Origin of the sequence: Sinomonas terrae (assembly GCF_022539255.1) — a bacterium.
GTDB classification, from domain to species: Bacteria; Actinomycetota; Actinomycetes; order Actinomycetales; family Micrococcaceae; genus Sinomonas; species Sinomonas terrae.
In genome coordinates this window covers 2862079-2877355 of the sequence record NZ_JAKZBV010000001.1, presented here as the reverse complement: position 1 = coordinate 2877355, position 15277 = coordinate 2862079, and the positions used below count along the sequence as shown (strand labels likewise).

The window sequence follows — 15277 nt, the reverse complement described above, 5'->3', positions numbered from 1 at the left end:
CGAAACTTTACTACAATAAATTCCGTGAAAAATAGTGAGGCCGATCCTCTCGGGCCAGCGCCGGCGGCGCCGACGCCTGCCCGTCCCCTCTCGACAGCACGGGCAGCCGTTCTGGACCTGCTGAGGTCGAGACGCGTGCCGTGCACTGTCGACGAGCTCGCCCGGGAGACCGGCCAACACTCGAACACGGTGCGCGAGCACCTCGAAGCGCTCGTGCTGGAGGGCCTAGCGACCCACGCCCCCGCGACCACGACGCGACGCGGTAGGCCTGCAAAGCTCTACCGCGCGGCCGAGGCACCTGAGGCCTCCGCGCCGTACGCGGCCCTCGCCGCCACTCTCGCAGGGGAGATTGCACGCCTCGCTCCAGATCCGGTCGCGGCAGGGAAGGACGCCGGGGCGCGCTGGGCTCGCGGCACGCTCGGACCATCCGCTGAGCGGGTCCCGGCGCGCGACGCACGACGGCGAGTGGTCGCCGAACTCGAAGGCCTCGGGTTCGGCGTGGAGGCCCCCGCGTCCGGCGACGCCGTTCGCCTTGTGACGTGCCCCTTGCTCGCAGCGGCCCGCGTGCACTCCGACGTCGTCTGCGCCGTTCACGCCGGGCTCGTCGAGGAAGCGCTTCGGCTGCTCGGCCACGGCGAACTGCCTTCCCAACTCGAACCGTTCGCAGAGCCCGGCGCGTGCCTTCTGAGGCTTCCATGACCCGCGTCTGGCCCCGCATGGTCTTCCTCGTCCTCGGGGCAGCCGCACTGCTGACGGGACTCGACGCTGCGCTCACCCTGCTCCGGATCCCGGCACCCGTTACCGTGACCACCGTTCCGGACCTCCCGGCAACCCACGGGGAACTCATGACGCTCGGGTTCGTCGGGACACTCATCGCCCTCGAACGCGCCGTAGCCCTCCGGCGCCCGTGGGGGTACGCCGCCCCCGCGCTGCTCGCCCTGGGGAGTCTCGCGCAACTCGCCCCGGCGACGGCGGCGGCCGGTCGCGCCGTCGTCCTCGCGGGGGCCCTCGTCTTCGTCCTCGTCTACGTCCCGCTGTGGCGCCGGCAGCGAGACCCCGCCGTCCTCGTCCAAGCCCTCGGCACGGTGGCGGGGGCCTGCGCCGCAGGCCTGCTGGCAAGCGGTCTGCCGACAGATCCCGTGGTGCCCTGGCTCGCGGTGTTCATGCTCCTGACGATTGGGGGCGAACGCCTCGAGCTCGCACGCCTCCGCATCCGCGGGGATTGGCCCGAGCCGCTCCTGCTCGCCATCTCGGCAGCGCTCCTCGTGGCGTGCGCAGCCACGCTCCTGTGGCCCGGCGTGGGCTACCCGATCCTGGGATTCGCGATCTTGGCCCTTGCAGGATGGCTCTTCCGGTACGACGTCGCGCGGGCCACGCTGCGTTCGACCCGCCTCCCACGCTTCGTGGCCGCCTGCCTCCTCGCGGGCTACGCGTGGCTCATTGTGGCGGGCGGGGTGTATCTGCTCGTCCCGGGTGCGCCGAAGGACGCTGCTTACGACGCGGCCCTCCACGCAGTCTTCCTCGGTTTCGTGATGTCGATGATCATGGCGCACGCGCCGGTCATCCTCCCCGCCGTCCTACGGCGGCCCCTCCCATACTCACGCGCCATGTGGATTCCGGCGGTCCTCCTTCATGCGACGCTGCTGATACGGCTCGTGTTCGGTGACGCGCGCGGATCGTCATTGGCGTGGCAGGTCGGGGGCGTGGGCAACGTGGTCGCCGTCCTGACGTTCCTTGCCGTTGCGCTGTGGTCCGGCATCAGGGGGCGAGCATGACCGGGCGCGCCGTCTGGCACCGCTGGGCCAACCTCCCGACACTCGGCTGGCTCGGCGCCGTCGTCGTTCTCTCCCTCGCGCATCGCCAATTTCCCGGGTCCGCTTGGCTCCTTGTGCACCTGACGGTCCTAGGCGCCGTGACGAACGCGATCATGGTCTACAGCTGGCACTTCTCGGAGGCCTTGCTGAGGCTGCCGGTTCGTTCACGGCGCCCTCTCGCGGCCCGGCTCATACTGTTGAACGCAGGCTCGGCCGCCGCGATGGCCGGTGTCGTCCTGGCGGTCTGGCCGCTCACCGTCGGGGGAGCGGCCGCCGTCGGGGGCGCCTCGGCCTGGCACGGCGCCGCGATCCTGGGCCGCGCACGCCGCGCCCTGCCCTCCCGCTTTGCCTCGACCGTGCGGTACTACCTCGCCTCGTGCGCGCTGCTCCCGTTCGGAGCCGCGGCCGGCGCCGCACTCGCATCGATGGACGACGGCGCGCCGGGGGAGCTGCACGCCCGCATCCTCGTGGCCCACGAGTCGCTCAATGTCTTGGGCTGGGTGGGACTCGCTGTGCTGGGAACTCTTGTGACGCTCCTACCCACGATGCTGCGGACCCGCGCAGACGACGCCGCGGAGCCCACCTCGCGCCGTGCGCTCTGGCTGCTCCTCGCTGGGGTCCTGGCGGCTGCGGCTGGCGCGCTCGCCGGGGAACAGTGGCTTACGGCTCTCGGCATCGGAGCCTACCTTGCGGGGGTCGTCGTTTCGTCGGGCCCGCTCGTTCGCACGGTGGTTCGCAAGGCTCCTGTGCATTTCGCGCCGCTCAGCGCCATGGCATCCATCCTCTGGCTCGTCGTCGCCCTCGTCCGGCTCCTCGTGCTCTGCGTGACCGAGCCCGACTGGATGGCGCTGCATGGGGCGCTCGGTGAGCTGACGCCAGTGCTCGTCGCCGGATTCGCCGCGCAGGTGCTCCTCGGCGCGCTGGCCTACCTCCTGCCGGTCGTGCTCGGCGGTGGCCCGGCGGCGGTGCGGCTCCGGACCGAGGCACTCGACGGCGCAGCTTGGTTCCGGGTGGTGGCCGCCAACGGCGCGGTCCTCCTCTATGTCCTTCCCGTACCCAGCACTGTGCGCGTCGCCGCAGCGGCCGTCGGCCTCATCGCGCTGTGCGCGTTCCTCTGGCTCGTCGTCAAGGCCCTGTGGCTCGTCGTGCGAGCAGCGGAGCGGACAGCAGCGGAGCTGACAGCAGCGGAACGGACAGCCGGGGAGCTGACAGCAGGTGAGAGGACAGCGCGAGGTGGCAAGGCGCCCAGTAAGCCAACCGCTGCGATGGAGGCGCGGACCCGGTACGGCTCGGGGGCGATCGGGCTCGCGCTCCTGCTCGCGGCTGTGGTGGCGGGAGTCGCGGCGGATCCATCCGCTGTGTCCATCGCCGAGGGTGGCGGAGGCGCTTCGTCCGGCAATGTGTCGGTGAAGCCGACGGGGCACACGACGACTGTGAACGTGACGATGTCCGGGATGCACTTCAGCCCCGCATCCGTCACGGTTCAGGCGGGAGAGCATCTCGTCGTGCATCTGCACAATCTGGACCCGACCCCGCACGATCTCACCCTTGCCAATGGCAAGGCTTCCGAGCGCGTGGCTCCGGAGGGGACGAGCGACTTCGATGCGGGAATCATCTCAACAGGGCTCGACGGGTGGTGCTCCGTCGTCGGGCACAAGGAGATGGGCATGACGTTCAGGATCAATGTGGGGGAGGCCCCGGCTGCCAACCCGGCTATCAACGAGGCCGCTCAACCCTTCACGCCCTACCCCGCCGCGCTGCCGCCGGCCCTTCCAGGGACGGTGCACCGGATCACCCTCACCGTGCAGGACACCGTGCGGGCCGTCGCTCCCGGAGTGACGCAGGACTTCTGGACCTACAACGGCACGGCCCCGGGCCCGATTCTTCACGGGCACGTGGGAGATCGGTTCGAGATCACGCTCGTCAACCACGCGTCGATGGGCCATTCGATCGACTTCCACGCCGGATCGCTCGCGCCGGACGGACCCATGAGCACCATCGCCCCGGGGAACACCGGCACCTACGCGTTCACGGCCACCGCGCCCGGGATCTGGCTCTATCACTGCGACACCATGCCGATGTCGCTGCACATCGCGAACGGGATGTTCGGCGCCGTCGTCATCGACCCGCCCGACGCCCCGCCGGTTGCACAGCAGTTCGTCCTCGTCCAGAGCGAGCTCTACTACGGCCAGCCAACCGACGGCTCAGGCGGGCAGCCGGGTTCGGCGGATCCCGCGAAGATCGCGGCGGAGAAGCCAGATGCTGTCGTCTTCAACGGCTACGCAGACCAGTACAAGCAGGCGCCGATTCAGGCCGAGGCGGGCCAGCCGATCCGCGTCTGGGTCCTCGACGCGGGGCCCGACCGGCCGACGTCGTTCCACGTCGTGGGCGGTCAGTTCACCACAGTCTGGGCCGAGGGAGCCTTCAGGCTCGCTCCCGGGTCGGGCGCCTCACAGGCAATGGACCTCGCACCGGGGCAGGGCGGCTATGTGGACCTCACTTTCCCGGAGGCGGGGCACTATCCCTTCGTGACCCACTACATGGTGGACGCCGAACGGGGCGCTGAGGGCATATTCAGCGTCACGACTGGGCTACATTGGTAGCTGACCTTTCCCACCTCGAGCCAGTCGAGCTCACAGTCAGAACGGATGCCGCACGTGGTCCTGCGACTCTCCACCCTGTTCCTCCGAACCCTCCGCGAGGACCCGGCCGACGCCGAGGTGGCCAGCCACAAGCTGCTCGTCCGTGCCGGCTACATCCGCCGCGCGGCGCCCGGCATCTATACATGGCTCCCGCTCGGGCTCGCGGTGCTGCACAAGGTCGAGCAGATCATCCGTGAGGAGATGTCCGCGATCGGTGCTCAGGAGGTCCACTTCCCGGCCCTCCTGCCGAAGGAGCCCTACGAGGCGACAAACCGCTGGACGGAGTACGGCGAGAGCATCTTCAGGCTCAAGGACCGCAAGGACGGCGACTACCTCCTCGCGCCCACGCACGAGGAGATGTTCACGCTCCTCGTGAAGGACCTGTACTCCTCGTACAAGGACCTCCCGCTGAGCCTCTATCAGATCCAGAACAAGTACCGCGACGAGGCCCGCCCCCGGGCTGGTCTCCTCCGTGGGCGCGAGTTCATCATGAAGGACTCCTATTCGTTCGACGTCGATGACGAAGGCCTCGATGCGAGCTACGCGGCGCACCGCGAGGCTTACCTCCGGATCTTCGCGCGGCTCGGTCTCGAGATCGTGCCCGTCAAGGCGACGGCGGGGGCCATGGGAGGCTCGAAGAGCGAGGAGTTCCTGCACCCGACCGAGATCGGCGAGGACACGTTCGTGCGCTCCGCGGGCGGCTACGCGGCCAACGTCGAGGCCGTCACGACCGTCGTCCCGGACGCTGTGGACTACACCGATGCGCCCCCTGCGCAGGTCTTGGACACCCCGGATACCCCGACGATCGACACGCTCGTCGCTGCCTCGCAGAGCATCTTCCCGAACGCCGAGCGAGCATGGACTGCCGCTGACACGCTCAAGAACGTCGTCCTCACCGTCAAGCTCCCGACGGGGGAGAAGCAGCTCGTCGTCATCGGCGTGCCGGGGGACCGCGCCGTCGACCTCAAGCGCGTCGAAGCGAACATCGGCGCCTTCCTTCCCGTCGCCGGGGAGATCGGCCTCGAGGCCGCCAACGAAGAGGACCTCAAGTCGCAGCCCCTCATCGTCAAGGGCTATCTTGGCCCTGGCCTCGATACTGAGGATGCGCTCCTCGGCCTCGAGGGGAAGTCCGGACTCCTCTACCTCGTGGATCCGCGCGTCGTCCCCGGTACCCGCTGGATCACGGGCGCGAACCAGCCCGGCAAGCACGTGTACGGCCTCGTCGCTGGGCGGGACTTCGGGTGGGACGGCGTCATCGAGTGCACCGAAGTGCGCGAGGGCGACGAGTCCCCGGACGGCTCGGGCCCGCTTGAGACCGCCCGCGGGATCGAAATGGGGCACATCTTCCAGCTCGGCCGCAAGTACGCGGAGGCCCTCGAGCTCAAGGTCCTCGATGCCAACGGCAAGCAGGTCACGGTGACGATGGGCTCGTACGGCATCGGGGTCACCCGCGCGGTCGCGGCCCTCGCCGAGTCGAACCACGATGACCGGGGGCTCATCTGGCCGCGCGCCGTCGCGCCAGCCGACGTCCACGTCGTCGCCGTCGGCCGGGGCGAGGAGATCTTCGCCGAAGCCGAGCGCCTCGCGGCCGAGCTCGAGTCCCGCGGGCTGACCGTCATGCTCGACGACCGGCCAAAGGTTTCGCCGGGCGTCAAGTTCGGCGATGCCGAGCTCATCGGCGTCCCGACCATCGTGGCCGTGGGCAAGGGCCTCGCGAGCGGCACGCTCGAGGTCAAGGATCGGCGGTCCGGCAGGGCTGAGGACGTTCCCGTGGCCGACGTCGCCGACCACGTCGTGCGCGCCGTACGCGACGACGCTTAGTCCGCGTCCGTGCACAGCGGCTTCGAGCTGCTCAACCCTCTCACGCTCGTCCTCGTCATCCTCGCCGGGTTCGCCGCGGGCTGGGTCGACGCGGTCGTGGGCGGGGGAGGCCTGATCCAGCTCCCGGCCATGCTCGCGCTGCCCGGAATCACGCCCGTCCAGGCGCTCGCGACCAACAAGATGGGCTCCGTCTTCGGCACCAGCACAAGCGCCTTGACGTATGCCCGCCGGGTGCGCCCCGACTTGCGCACCGCCATCCCGATGGCGCTCGTGGCTCTGGCCGGCGCCTTCGGCGGCGCCGAACTCGCTTCGCTGCTGCCCGCCCGAGTGTTCAAGCCGATCATCCTGGGCGCGATCATCGCCGTCGCGCTCCTCACCGTCTTCAGGCCGCAACTCGGGCAGTACACCGAGCTCAGGCTCAAAGGGCGCCGGCATTTCGCCGCGGCCTGCGGGTTGGGCCTCGTCATCGGCTTCTACGACGGGCTCATCGGGCCCGGAACCGGCTCGTTCCTCGTCATTGCGCTCGTCTCCGGGATGGGATACGCGTTCCTCGAGGCGAGCGCCAAGGCGAAGATCGTCAACATGGCCACGAACATTGGGGCCCTTCTGCTGTTCGCGCCGAGCGGCGCCCTGCTCTGGGGCGTCGGGCTCGTGGTCGGCGCTGCCAACATGTGCGGAGGCTATGTCGGGGCGCGCATGGCGGTGGCGCGCGGCAACCGGTTCATCCGCTGGGTGTTCCTCATCGTCGTGGCAGCCCTCGCCGTGAAATTGGGCATTGACGTATGGAACGAGAACTTCGCCTGAACGGGCTGGGCTGACTGGGCTGGGCTGAGTGGGCCAGCCTGAACAGCTCAGCTCAGGCGCTTGAGCTCCGAGGCCGCGGGGAGGCCTGGCAGCAGCCGGGAGCAGAGGGCGCTTGCAACCCACAGCGAACGTTCGAGGTCGCCGCGGTGCCCGGGCTTCGCGGCATACCACAGGGCGTTCTCCACCTCGCGAAGCACGGCCCAGGCTCGCGCGGCTTCAGCATCGAGTCCCGCGGCGGCCGCAAGCTCCCAGCAGCGTTCGAGCAGAGCGTCCGCGGAGTTCGTCCGGCGGAGTTCGGGGAGCCGGTTCCACAGCATGGGCGCAACCGCGAACTCCGCCTCTCCGACGGCAGCCTGCGGATCGATGGCGCGGAACCCGCCGTCCAGATCGCCGAGGACGTTCATGCCGTGCAGGTCCGTATGGACGAGGACGTCCCGACCGCCGCGCCGCCCCACCGTGCCTCGAGTTGCGCAGACATCGAGTGCCTCCTCGAGGAGCCAGCGCGGAAACGGGCGCTCGAGGCGTTCCCAGCGCTCGGGCAGCTCGTCGCTCCAGTGCTCTGCGCGGGCGTCGAGCCGCTCGAGTGCCGCCCAGTCGGGCCGGTCGTCCTCAGGGACCGTCAACTTGCGCATGATGGCGCCCCATACGGCGTAGGCCTCAGGGAACGGAACCTCCTGAAGCCGCCGGCCCGCGTCGAGCCGTTCGAGCAGGAGGGACCCGTCGCCGTCGTCCGCAATCAGCCGAACGGCGCCGCGGCCGCTCCACAACCTGAGTGCGACGGCCTCGGAAGCGGCTTCCTCATGGGGGTACGGGAGTTTGAGGACCAGCGGTTCGCCGTCGCGGCGAACGGCGACGACAAGGGCTCCGAAACCGGACCATGGGCCCGCCTCCGGGTCCAGCTCCAGCTCCCAGCGTCGAAGTCCGCTCTCGAGGCGCTCGGGAAGCGACGCGAGCCACGCTCGGCCGGTGGGCGTGCGGGAGTACCTCGAGACGAGGTCCGCGGGCACACCGGTCGCTGTCATGGTTCTTCTCAGGCCGCCCCGGTTGTGCCGAGCAGACTGCCGAGCGCGTAGGTGGTCGCGAGTGCTATCGCCCCGCCGATGACGACGCGGATGGAGGCCCGGCTCCTCGACCCTCCACCGATCCACGCGCCGACGGCCCCGGTGATGGCCAGCGCGACGAGCACGACGATGAACGTGAGCCACACGCGCATAGCTGCCGGGAAGAACAGGATCGACAGCAGGGGCAGCACCGCGCCGCACAGGAACGAGACCGCCGAGGCGATGGCCGCGTGCCACGGGCTCACAACCTCGTCCGGATCGATGTTGAGCTCGATGTCGAGGTGCGCCCGGAGTGGATCCTTCTCCGTGAGCTCCTCCGCGACCTTCGTTGCAGTCTCGGCCGAGAGCCCCTTGTGGCGGTACATCGCCACGAGTTCCTTGAACTCGGCCTCGGGCTGGTCGCGGAGTTCGTCCCGCTCCTTTGCGATGAGATGCCGTTGGCTGTCGCTCTGGCTGCTCACCGAGACGTATTCGCCGAGGGCCATGGAGATGGCGCCGCCGGCGAGGGCCGCCATACCGGCAGCGAGGATCGGGCCATTGTTCGTCGTCACACCTGCGACACCGACGACGACGGCGGCTACGGAGACGATGCCGTCGTTCGCTCCGAGGACGCCGGCGCGAAGCCAGTTGAGCTTTGCCGCAATGTCAGCTCCCTGCGGCTCGGGGTGGAGGTCGGTGGTGGATTCCGTCGTCATGATTCAACTCTGGCACCCGAGCCACGGCGCTGCCAGCGAAGCAAGCCTAGCCTCACTGCCCTTGGCCTCACTGCCCTGGCCTCACTGGTCTGGTCTCACTGGGCTGTCGGCACGCCGGGGAAGGCGGTTGCCTCCGACGGCGAAGCTGCTTCGGCCAAACGGGCTGCGGTCACGAGGCCGGCCGCCGCGGCGCCTCGGCGTGCCCCGGGCGCTTCTCCGACAAGCTGTGCCCATGCCTCCTCGGACGACCCCTCCACGGCCTTGAGGGCGGTCGAGGGGTCGGAAGCGAAGTTGGGCGGGACGGCGAAGCCTGCGTCGCGCGGTGGGAGCGCTGTGCATGCTGCTGCCGCAAGGCTGTCGACTGACGCGAGCTGGCGGCGGTGGGCGTCGAGTGCGGATGAGCGGGCGGCGGCGTCGGGAGACCCGGCCGGAGTGCGCGCGATTGCCGTCTGAAGCAGGTAGACAGCGGCGGACTCGGCGCGTTCTGCCGCCGCGAGGGCACCTGAGAATCCCGTTCCGCCGTAGCTCGCTGTGGCCGTCGGGCTTGGGCAGGGCCCCGTGCTCGGCGTCGGCCCGTTGCTTGTCGTAGCGCTCGCGCTCAGCGTGGGACTCGCGGATCCCGAAGACTGGGCGCTAGCCGGCGCTCCCGTTGCGGCGGCTAGCGCATCGAGCTGGACGGATTGTCCGGCCGCGACGGAGGCGAGAAGTGTCGCGGTCGGGGCGTCGACGTCGGGGAGTGCAGCGAGCCGGGCCTGGACGCTCGAAGCCAAGCCCGCGGCAAGATCCTTCGCTTGGACGGTGCCTGCCGCCGCGCTGCCCGTAACGTTGAAAGGACTGCCCGTAACGCTCGTCGGATTGGCCGTATCGCTCATTGGAGGGGGCGTCGCGGCTGGGGGAGTCGGCGTCGTGCTGACCGGTGCGGTTCCCACCGCCGCCGGCCCCGTGGGAGTTGCTGCGCCAGGAGTTCCCTGCGGGGGTGGTCCGCCGAGCACGGCTGCCTGCCGGTCCAGTACCGTGGCGGCGGTCGAGAGGGCGGCTTGGGCTCCGGAGGCGGTGCTGCTCCCGGCTGCGCTATGGGCCAGGCTGGCAAGCCGGAGCGCATCTTCGTGGGCGGCGTGGAGGGCGGCCTCGCTCTTGCTGGGGCTCGCCGGCTGCGGTGCCTGAATCGCGACCAGGGTCGCGCTGCCGAGAGCCACGAGGATCGCCGCCGCGCCCAGCGCCCAGTACCGCCAGGGGCGTGTCCTCGGGGTGTTACCGGAGGGACCGCCGGGCGGGGTGGACGAACCTGACGAGTCTGAGGGCGGTGTGGACGGAGTGGACGGGACGGTGTCGGAACTCACGGCCTCGATCATCGCACGACTGGGCACGGGGGCCCGCCACGAGGCGCGCGAGCCGATAGTCTATGAGGACACAACTGAGCGAAGGAGGCGGACGTCCATGTCCGAGAAGGCATCGGAGTCTCCGTTTGCATCCGAAGAGGCGCGGTTGCATGCGCTGCTCGAGCCCACTGTCACCGCTCATCGCCTCTTCCTCGAAGGCGTCTCCATCAAAGCTGCCGGGGCCCACCGGACCCTGCACGTCGTCGTCGACCTTCCTCAGGATGAGACAGGGGGAGTGGGGCTCGACGTCATCGCAGAGATCTCCCGCGAGCTTTCCGAGCTCCTCGACAGCCGCAAGACGGCTGGGACCTTCGCCGACGACCGTCCCTATGACCTCGAGGTCTCCTCGCCCGGCGTCACCCGCCCCCTCTCACAGCCACGGCACTGGCGGCGTGCGCGCGGGCGAATCGTCAAGGTCAACGTCATCCAGGGTGAGAACCTCACCGGCCGTCTCACCGACGTGACGGACGACGGCGTGACGATCGTCCCGGATCGTCCGGCGGCCAAGGGGGTCAAGCCCAAGCAGGGCGACCCCGTGACGCTGCCTTTCGAGAAGATCCGCAGCGGAAGGGTCGAGGTCGAGTTCTCGCGAGTCGACACAGTCCCTGAAGCGGCCTTCGAGAGTTTCGAGCCCGAGGCCGATACCGAACTTGACACCGATACCGACGCCGAGGAGGCCTAGTGGACATCGACATGAGCGCGCTGCGCCTACTGGAGCGAGAACGCGACATCCCTGTCGACAAGCTCATCCCGACGATCGAGCAGGCACTGCTCCTCGCGTACCACAAGTCGCCCGGGGCCATCGAGAAGGCGCGAGCAGAGGTGGACCGCAGGAGCGGGCACGTGACGATCTGGGCGACCGAGATCGACGAGGAAGGCAACCCGATCGGCGAGTTCGATGACACGCCGGAGGGCTTCGGGCGCATCGCAGCGACCACTGCCCGCCAGGTCATCCTCCAGCGGCTCAGGGACGTCGAGGACGACAACGTGCTGGGGGAGTTCAAGGGCCGCGAGGGCGAACTCATCGCAGGACTCATCCAGCAGGGCAGCAACCCGCACATGGTGCAGGTGAATCTCGGCGCGGTCGAGGCACTGCTGCCGCCACCCGAGCAGGTTCCAGGCGAGCAGTATCTCCACGGGAGCAGGATCCGTGCGTACGTCGTGGACGTGCATCGCGGAATGAAGGGCCCTTCGATCACGCTGTCGCGCTCGCACCCGGGACTCGTGAAGAAGCTCTTCGAGCTCGAAGTGCCCGAGATCGCGGACAGGAGCGTGGAGATCGTAGCGATCGCGCGTGAGGCCGGGCACCGCACCAAGATCGCTGTCCGCGCGAACGTGCAGGGAATCAACGCGAAGGGCGCGTGCATCGGCGAAATGGGCTCGCGCGTACGCGCCGTCATGACCGAGTTGAATGACGAGAAGATCGACATCGTCGACTACAGCGACGAGGCTGCGACCTTCATCGCCAACGCGCTCTCGCCCGCGAAGGTCAAGTCCGTGACGATCGTCGATGAGGGGAGCCGCTCGGCACGCGTCACCGTCCCCGACTACCAGCTTTCGCTCGCGATCGGCAAGGAAGGGCAGAACGCCCGTCTCGCGGCCAAGCTGACGGGGTGGCGGATCGACATCACCTCCGACGCGGCTGCCAAGGCTGTAGAATAGATAGGTCCGGGTACGCGCCCGGCAGCAAGCCAAAGAAGCCAGGGGCAGTGGAACGTGCAGAGTAAGGCGCAACCGCTGCGGACCTGCATCGGCTGCCGCCAGAGTGCGCCCCGGTCTGTACTGCTCCGGTTGGTGCGGGACCCCGAGGACCCACAGCGCGTCGTCGTCGATCCGCGCCGCCGACTGCCCGGTCGAGGTGCTTGGCTGCATCCCGACCGTGCATGCCTGACGCAAGCCGTCAAACGCCGAGCGTTCAGCCGCGCCTTCCGGGGCGCCGTTGAGCACGCGGCCGTCGACGACTTCTTCGGCACCGCCGTGCTGGCTCCCGCCCGCACGGTCACCGTCCAAGCTGAAAGCGGGTCAGAAATCTGATGGAAACCCGATGAGTCCCCGTCCCATGAGCGCGTAGCGATGAACGAGTTGTTCCGCGCCGCCGACGGCCTCGAGCACAACGAGGCCTGCAGCAAGCAGTAGACGGTCCACGCCTGGCTCGGCGCGGACCGAGACAGGAGAAATGTGGCCAAGGTCCGCGTACACGAGCTCGCGAAGGAGCTCGGTATCACCTCTAAGGACGCCCTCGCCAAGCTTCAAGAGCTTGGTGAGTTCGTGCGTTCTGCGTCCTCGACGATCGAGGCGCCCGTCGTGAAGAAGCTTCGCGACGCCTACCCCTCAGGTTCACCCAAGCAGGCGAAGGCATCCGCGCCCGCCCCGGCGCGCCCGGCCGCACCGCGCCAGTCGGCGCCGGCCCCCCGGACGGGGCAGGCCCCCCAGCCGGCTCAGCCCAGCCAGCCGGCCCCCGCTGCGCCTGCGGCTCCGGCCGCGGCGCCTTCAGCTGGGGTCAAGCCCGGCCCCGCCCGCCCGGCGGCGCCGTCCGCTCCGGCTTCCCGCCCGTCGTCGGACGCAGCACGCCCCGCCGCTAGCTCGGGTCCGCGTCCTGGCGCCCCCGGCCCCCGTCCGGGCGGCCCCCGCCCCGGCAACAACCCGTTCTCGTCCTCTCAGGGGATGCAGCGTCCGGGCCGCGAGGAGCGCGCTCCCCGTCCGGGCAACAATCCCTTCGCGACTTCCCAGGGCATGCCCCGCCCCGGGCGCGATGGCGATCGGCCGGGCGGTCCGCGTCCTGCCCCCCGTCCCGGCGGCACTTCGGGTATCCCGCGTCCCCAGGCCCCGCGCCCGGGCGCTCCGCGTCCCGGTGCCCCCCGTCCCGGCGGTGCCCGCCCCGGTGCTCCGCGCCCGGGTGGCTCCGGCGCTCCCCGTCAGGGCGGTGCAGGCGGATCTCGTCCGAACCCCGGCATGATGCCTCCGCGCTCTGACCGTCCGCAGCCGGGAGCACGCCCGGCCGGGACCGGCGGGCGTGGTCCCGGACGTCCTGGTGGCGCACCGGGAGGTGCTCCCGCCGGAGGCGGCTTCGGCAAGGGCGGCCGTGGACGCGGCGGCACTCAGGGTGCCTTCGGCAAGGGTGGCGCTGGTCGCGGCAAGCAGCGCAAGTCGAAGCGCGCGAAGCGCCAAGAGCTGGAGCAGATGAGCGCTCCCTCGCTCGGCGGCGTCTCGGTGCCGCGTGGTGACGGCGAGACGATCGTCCGCCTGCGCCGCGGTGCGTCCATCACGGATTTCGCGGAGAAGATCGATGCGAACCCCGCGTCGCTCGTCACGGTGCTCTTCCACCTGGGCGAGATGGCGACGGCGACGCAGTCGCTCGACGAGGAGACGTTCAGCGTCCTCGGCGAGGAGCTCGGCTACAAGATCCAGGTCGTCTCGCCGGAGGACGAGGAGCGCGAGCTGCTCGAGTCCTTCGACATCGACCTCGATGCTGAGCTCGAGGCCGAGACTGACGAGGAGCTCGAGACCCGACCGGCTGTCGTCACCGTCATGGGCCACGTCGACCACGGTAAGACCCGCCTCCTCGACGCCATCCGCCACACGAACGTGGTCGAGGGCGAGCACGGCGGCATCACACAGCACATCGGTGCCTACCAGATCTCGTTCGAGCACGATGGTGACCCCCGCAAGCTCACGTTCATCGATACCCCGGGCCACGAGGCGTTCACGGCCATGCGTGCCCGTGGCGCCCAGGTCACCGATATCGCGGTGCTCGTCGTGGCCGCGGACGACGGCGTCATGCCGCAGACGGTGGAGGCGCTCAACCACGCCCAAGCCGCTGGCGTGCCGATCGTGGTCGCGGTGAACAAGATCGACAAGGAGGGCGCGAACCCGGACAAGGTCCGCGGCCAGCTCACCGAGTACGGTCTCGTTCCGGAGGAGTACGGCGGCGACACGATGTTCGTGGACGTCTCCGCTCGCCAGAGCCTGCACATCGACGACCTCATCTCCGCGGTCCTGCTCACGGCTGACGCCGCGCTCGACCTCCGGGCGAACCCGAACAAGGATGCGCGCGGTGTCGCGATCGAGGCCAACCTCGACCGCGGCCGTGGTGCGGTCGCAACCGTGCTCGTGCAGTCCGGGACGCTCCACGTCGGCGACAACATGGTGGCTGGCACGGCGCACGGCCGTGTTCGTGCGATGTTCGACGAGGACGGCGAACCGGTAGAGGTCGCGCTCCCGTCGCGTCCGGTCCAGGTTCTGGGCCTCTCCTCGGTGCCACGTGCAGGTGACACGTTCCTCGTGACCGAGGACGATCGCACCGCCCGCCAGATTGCGGAGAAGCGCGAGGCCGCCGAACGCAACGCCCAGCTCGCGAAGCGCCGCAAGCGGATCAGCCTCGAGGACTTCGACAAGGCTGTGGCCGAAGGCAAGATCGACACCCTCAACCTCATCCTCAAGGGCGATGTGTCCGGTGCCGTCGAGGCGCTCGAGGACTCGCTGCTCAAGATCGATGTCGGAGAGGAAGTCCAGCTCCGCGTCATCCACCGCGGTGTTGGTGCGATCACGCAGAACGATGTCAACCTCGCCACGGTCGACAACGCGATCATCATCGGCTTCAACGTCCGCCCGGCGGAGCGCGTGGCCGAGCTCGCGGACCGCGAGGGCGTCGACATGCGGTTCTACTCGGTGATCTACGCGGCGATCGAGGACATCGAGCTCGCTCTCAAGGGCATGCTCAAGCCGGAGTACGAGGAGGTGCAGCTCGGTACCGCCGAGGTGCGCGAGATCTTCCGTTCGTCCAAGTTCGGCAACATCGCCGGCTCGATCGTGCGCAGCGGGATCATCCGCCGCAACTCCAAGGCCCGCCTCCTGCGCGGTGGCGTGGTCGTTGCGGAGAACCTCTCGATCGATTCGCTCAAGCGGTTCAAGGACGACGCAACCGAGGTCCGGGAGGGCTTCGAGTGCGGTATCGGCCTGGGGTCGTTCAACGACATCCAACTCGAGGACGTCATCGAGACGTTCGAGATGCGCGAGAAGCCGCGCGTCTGACGCGTCCGTCAAGAAGGGGCCCTGCCTGTG

Annotated in this window: 13 protein-coding genes; 9 read left to right on the top strand and 4 right to left on the bottom strand. The window is 69.4% G+C overall.

Annotated features, from left to right (window positions below; translation table 11 throughout):
- Positions 1-24 precede the first annotated feature (24 nt).
- Genes L0M17_RS13310 through L0M17_RS13290 form a run of 5 tightly spaced genes read left to right on the top strand, consistent with a single transcriptional unit; the run spans position 25 to position 7081 of the window.
- Entirely contained in the window at positions 25-699 is a 675-nt protein-coding gene (locus L0M17_RS13310) for a helix-turn-helix transcriptional regulator (RefSeq protein WP_241054483.1), read from the top strand.
- Complete coding sequence (locus L0M17_RS13305) at positions 696-1775, top strand: DUF8744 domain-containing protein (RefSeq protein WP_241054481.1); 1080 nt, start codon at positions 696-698, stop codon at positions 1773-1775. Before L0M17_RS13310 ends, L0M17_RS13305 begins: the two co-directional genes overlap by 4 nt.
- Positions 1772-4417 carry a multicopper oxidase domain-containing protein gene (locus tag L0M17_RS13300; RefSeq protein WP_241054479.1) on the top strand — a complete coding sequence of 882 codons (2646 nt, stop codon included), beginning with the start codon at positions 1772-1774 and terminating at the stop codon, positions 4415-4417. Before L0M17_RS13305 ends, L0M17_RS13300 begins: the two co-directional genes overlap by 4 nt.
- A gap of 54 nt (positions 4418-4471) precedes the next feature.
- The gene (locus tag L0M17_RS13295; protein WP_241056445.1) at positions 4472-6277 is read left to right on the top strand and encodes a proline--tRNA ligase; all 1806 of its coding nucleotides are present in this window, start codon (positions 4472-4474) and stop codon (positions 6275-6277) included.
- Positions 6278-6286: 9 nt separating this feature from the next.
- Positions 6287-7081: a sulfite exporter TauE/SafE family protein gene (locus L0M17_RS13290; protein ID WP_241054477.1), complete on the top strand. Its 795-nt coding sequence runs from the start codon at positions 6287-6289 to the stop codon at positions 7079-7081.
- A gap of 47 nt (positions 7082-7128) precedes the next feature.
- Here L0M17_RS13290 and L0M17_RS13285 read toward each other — a convergent pair whose 3' ends face one another.
- From L0M17_RS13285 to L0M17_RS22720, 3 genes are all read right to left on the bottom strand, one after another.
- Entirely contained in the window at positions 7129-8103 is a 975-nt protein-coding gene (locus L0M17_RS13285) for an aminoglycoside phosphotransferase family protein (RefSeq protein WP_241054474.1), read from the bottom strand.
- Positions 8104-8111: 8 nt separating this feature from the next.
- On the bottom strand, positions 8112-8837 hold the full coding sequence (locus L0M17_RS13280) for a VIT1/CCC1 transporter family protein (RefSeq protein ID WP_241054472.1): 726 nt from the start codon (positions 8835-8837) through the stop codon (positions 8112-8114).
- 95 nt (positions 8838-8932) lie between these two features.
- Entirely contained in the window at positions 8933-10177 is a 1245-nt protein-coding gene (locus tag L0M17_RS22720) for a DUF4439 domain-containing protein (RefSeq protein WP_241054470.1), read from the bottom strand.
- A gap of 97 nt (positions 10178-10274) precedes the next feature.
- Here L0M17_RS22720 and rimP point away from each other — a divergent pair, with 97 nt between their 5' ends.
- The 3 genes from rimP to L0M17_RS13260 are packed head-to-tail and all read left to right on the top strand — an operon-like array spanning position 10275 to position 12250.
- Entirely contained in the window at positions 10275-10898 is a 624-nt protein-coding gene (gene rimP, locus L0M17_RS13270; protein WP_241054467.1) for a ribosome maturation factor RimP, read from the top strand.
- Positions 10898-11878 carry a transcription termination factor NusA gene (nusA, locus tag L0M17_RS13265; RefSeq protein WP_241054465.1) on the top strand — a complete coding sequence of 327 codons (981 nt, stop codon included), beginning with the start codon at positions 10898-10900 and terminating at the stop codon, positions 11876-11878. The genes rimP and nusA overlap by 1 nt, the downstream gene beginning before the upstream one ends.
- A 54-nt stretch (positions 11879-11932) precedes the next feature.
- Positions 11933-12250, top strand: coding sequence for a YlxR family protein (locus L0M17_RS13260; protein ID WP_241054463.1), 318 nt, complete (start codon positions 11933-11935; stop codon positions 12248-12250).
- Here L0M17_RS13260 and L0M17_RS13255 read toward each other — a convergent pair.
- Positions 12239-12469 carry a hypothetical protein gene (locus L0M17_RS13255; RefSeq protein ID WP_241056532.1) on the bottom strand — a complete coding sequence of 77 codons (231 nt, stop codon included), beginning with the start codon at positions 12467-12469 and terminating at the stop codon, positions 12239-12241. The genes L0M17_RS13260 and L0M17_RS13255 overlap by 12 nt on opposite strands.
- Between L0M17_RS13255 and infB the strand changes: the two genes are divergently transcribed.
- Positions 12395-15247 (top strand): translation initiation factor IF-2, encoded by a 2853-nt coding sequence (gene infB, locus L0M17_RS13250; RefSeq protein ID WP_241054461.1) that lies wholly within the window; start codon positions 12395-12397, stop codon positions 15245-15247. The two genes, L0M17_RS13255 and infB, sit on opposite strands and share 75 nt — an antisense overlap.
- Positions 15248-15277 lie beyond the last annotated feature (30 nt).

What these genes read in the sequence shown, in the direction of transcription:
- L0M17_RS13300 (WP_241054479.1), top strand. Translation starts at nt 1,772, where the DNA reads ATGACCGGGCGCGCCGTCTGGCACCGCTGGGCCAACCTCCCGACACTC.
- L0M17_RS13285 (WP_241054474.1), bottom strand. Translation starts at nt 8,103, where the DNA reads ATGACAGCGACCGGTGTGCCCGCGGACCTCGTCTCGAGGTACTCCCGC.
- rimP (WP_241054467.1), top strand. Translation starts at nt 10,275, where the DNA reads ATGTCCGAGAAGGCATCGGAGTCTCCGTTTGCATCCGAAGAGGCGCGG.
- L0M17_RS13305 (WP_241054481.1), top strand. Translation starts at nt 696, where the DNA reads ATGACCCGCGTCTGGCCCCGCATGGTCTTCCTCGTCCTCGGGGCAGCC.
- L0M17_RS13280 (WP_241054472.1), bottom strand. Translation starts at nt 8,837, where the DNA reads ATGACGACGGAATCCACCACCGACCTCCACCCCGAGCCGCAGGGAGCT.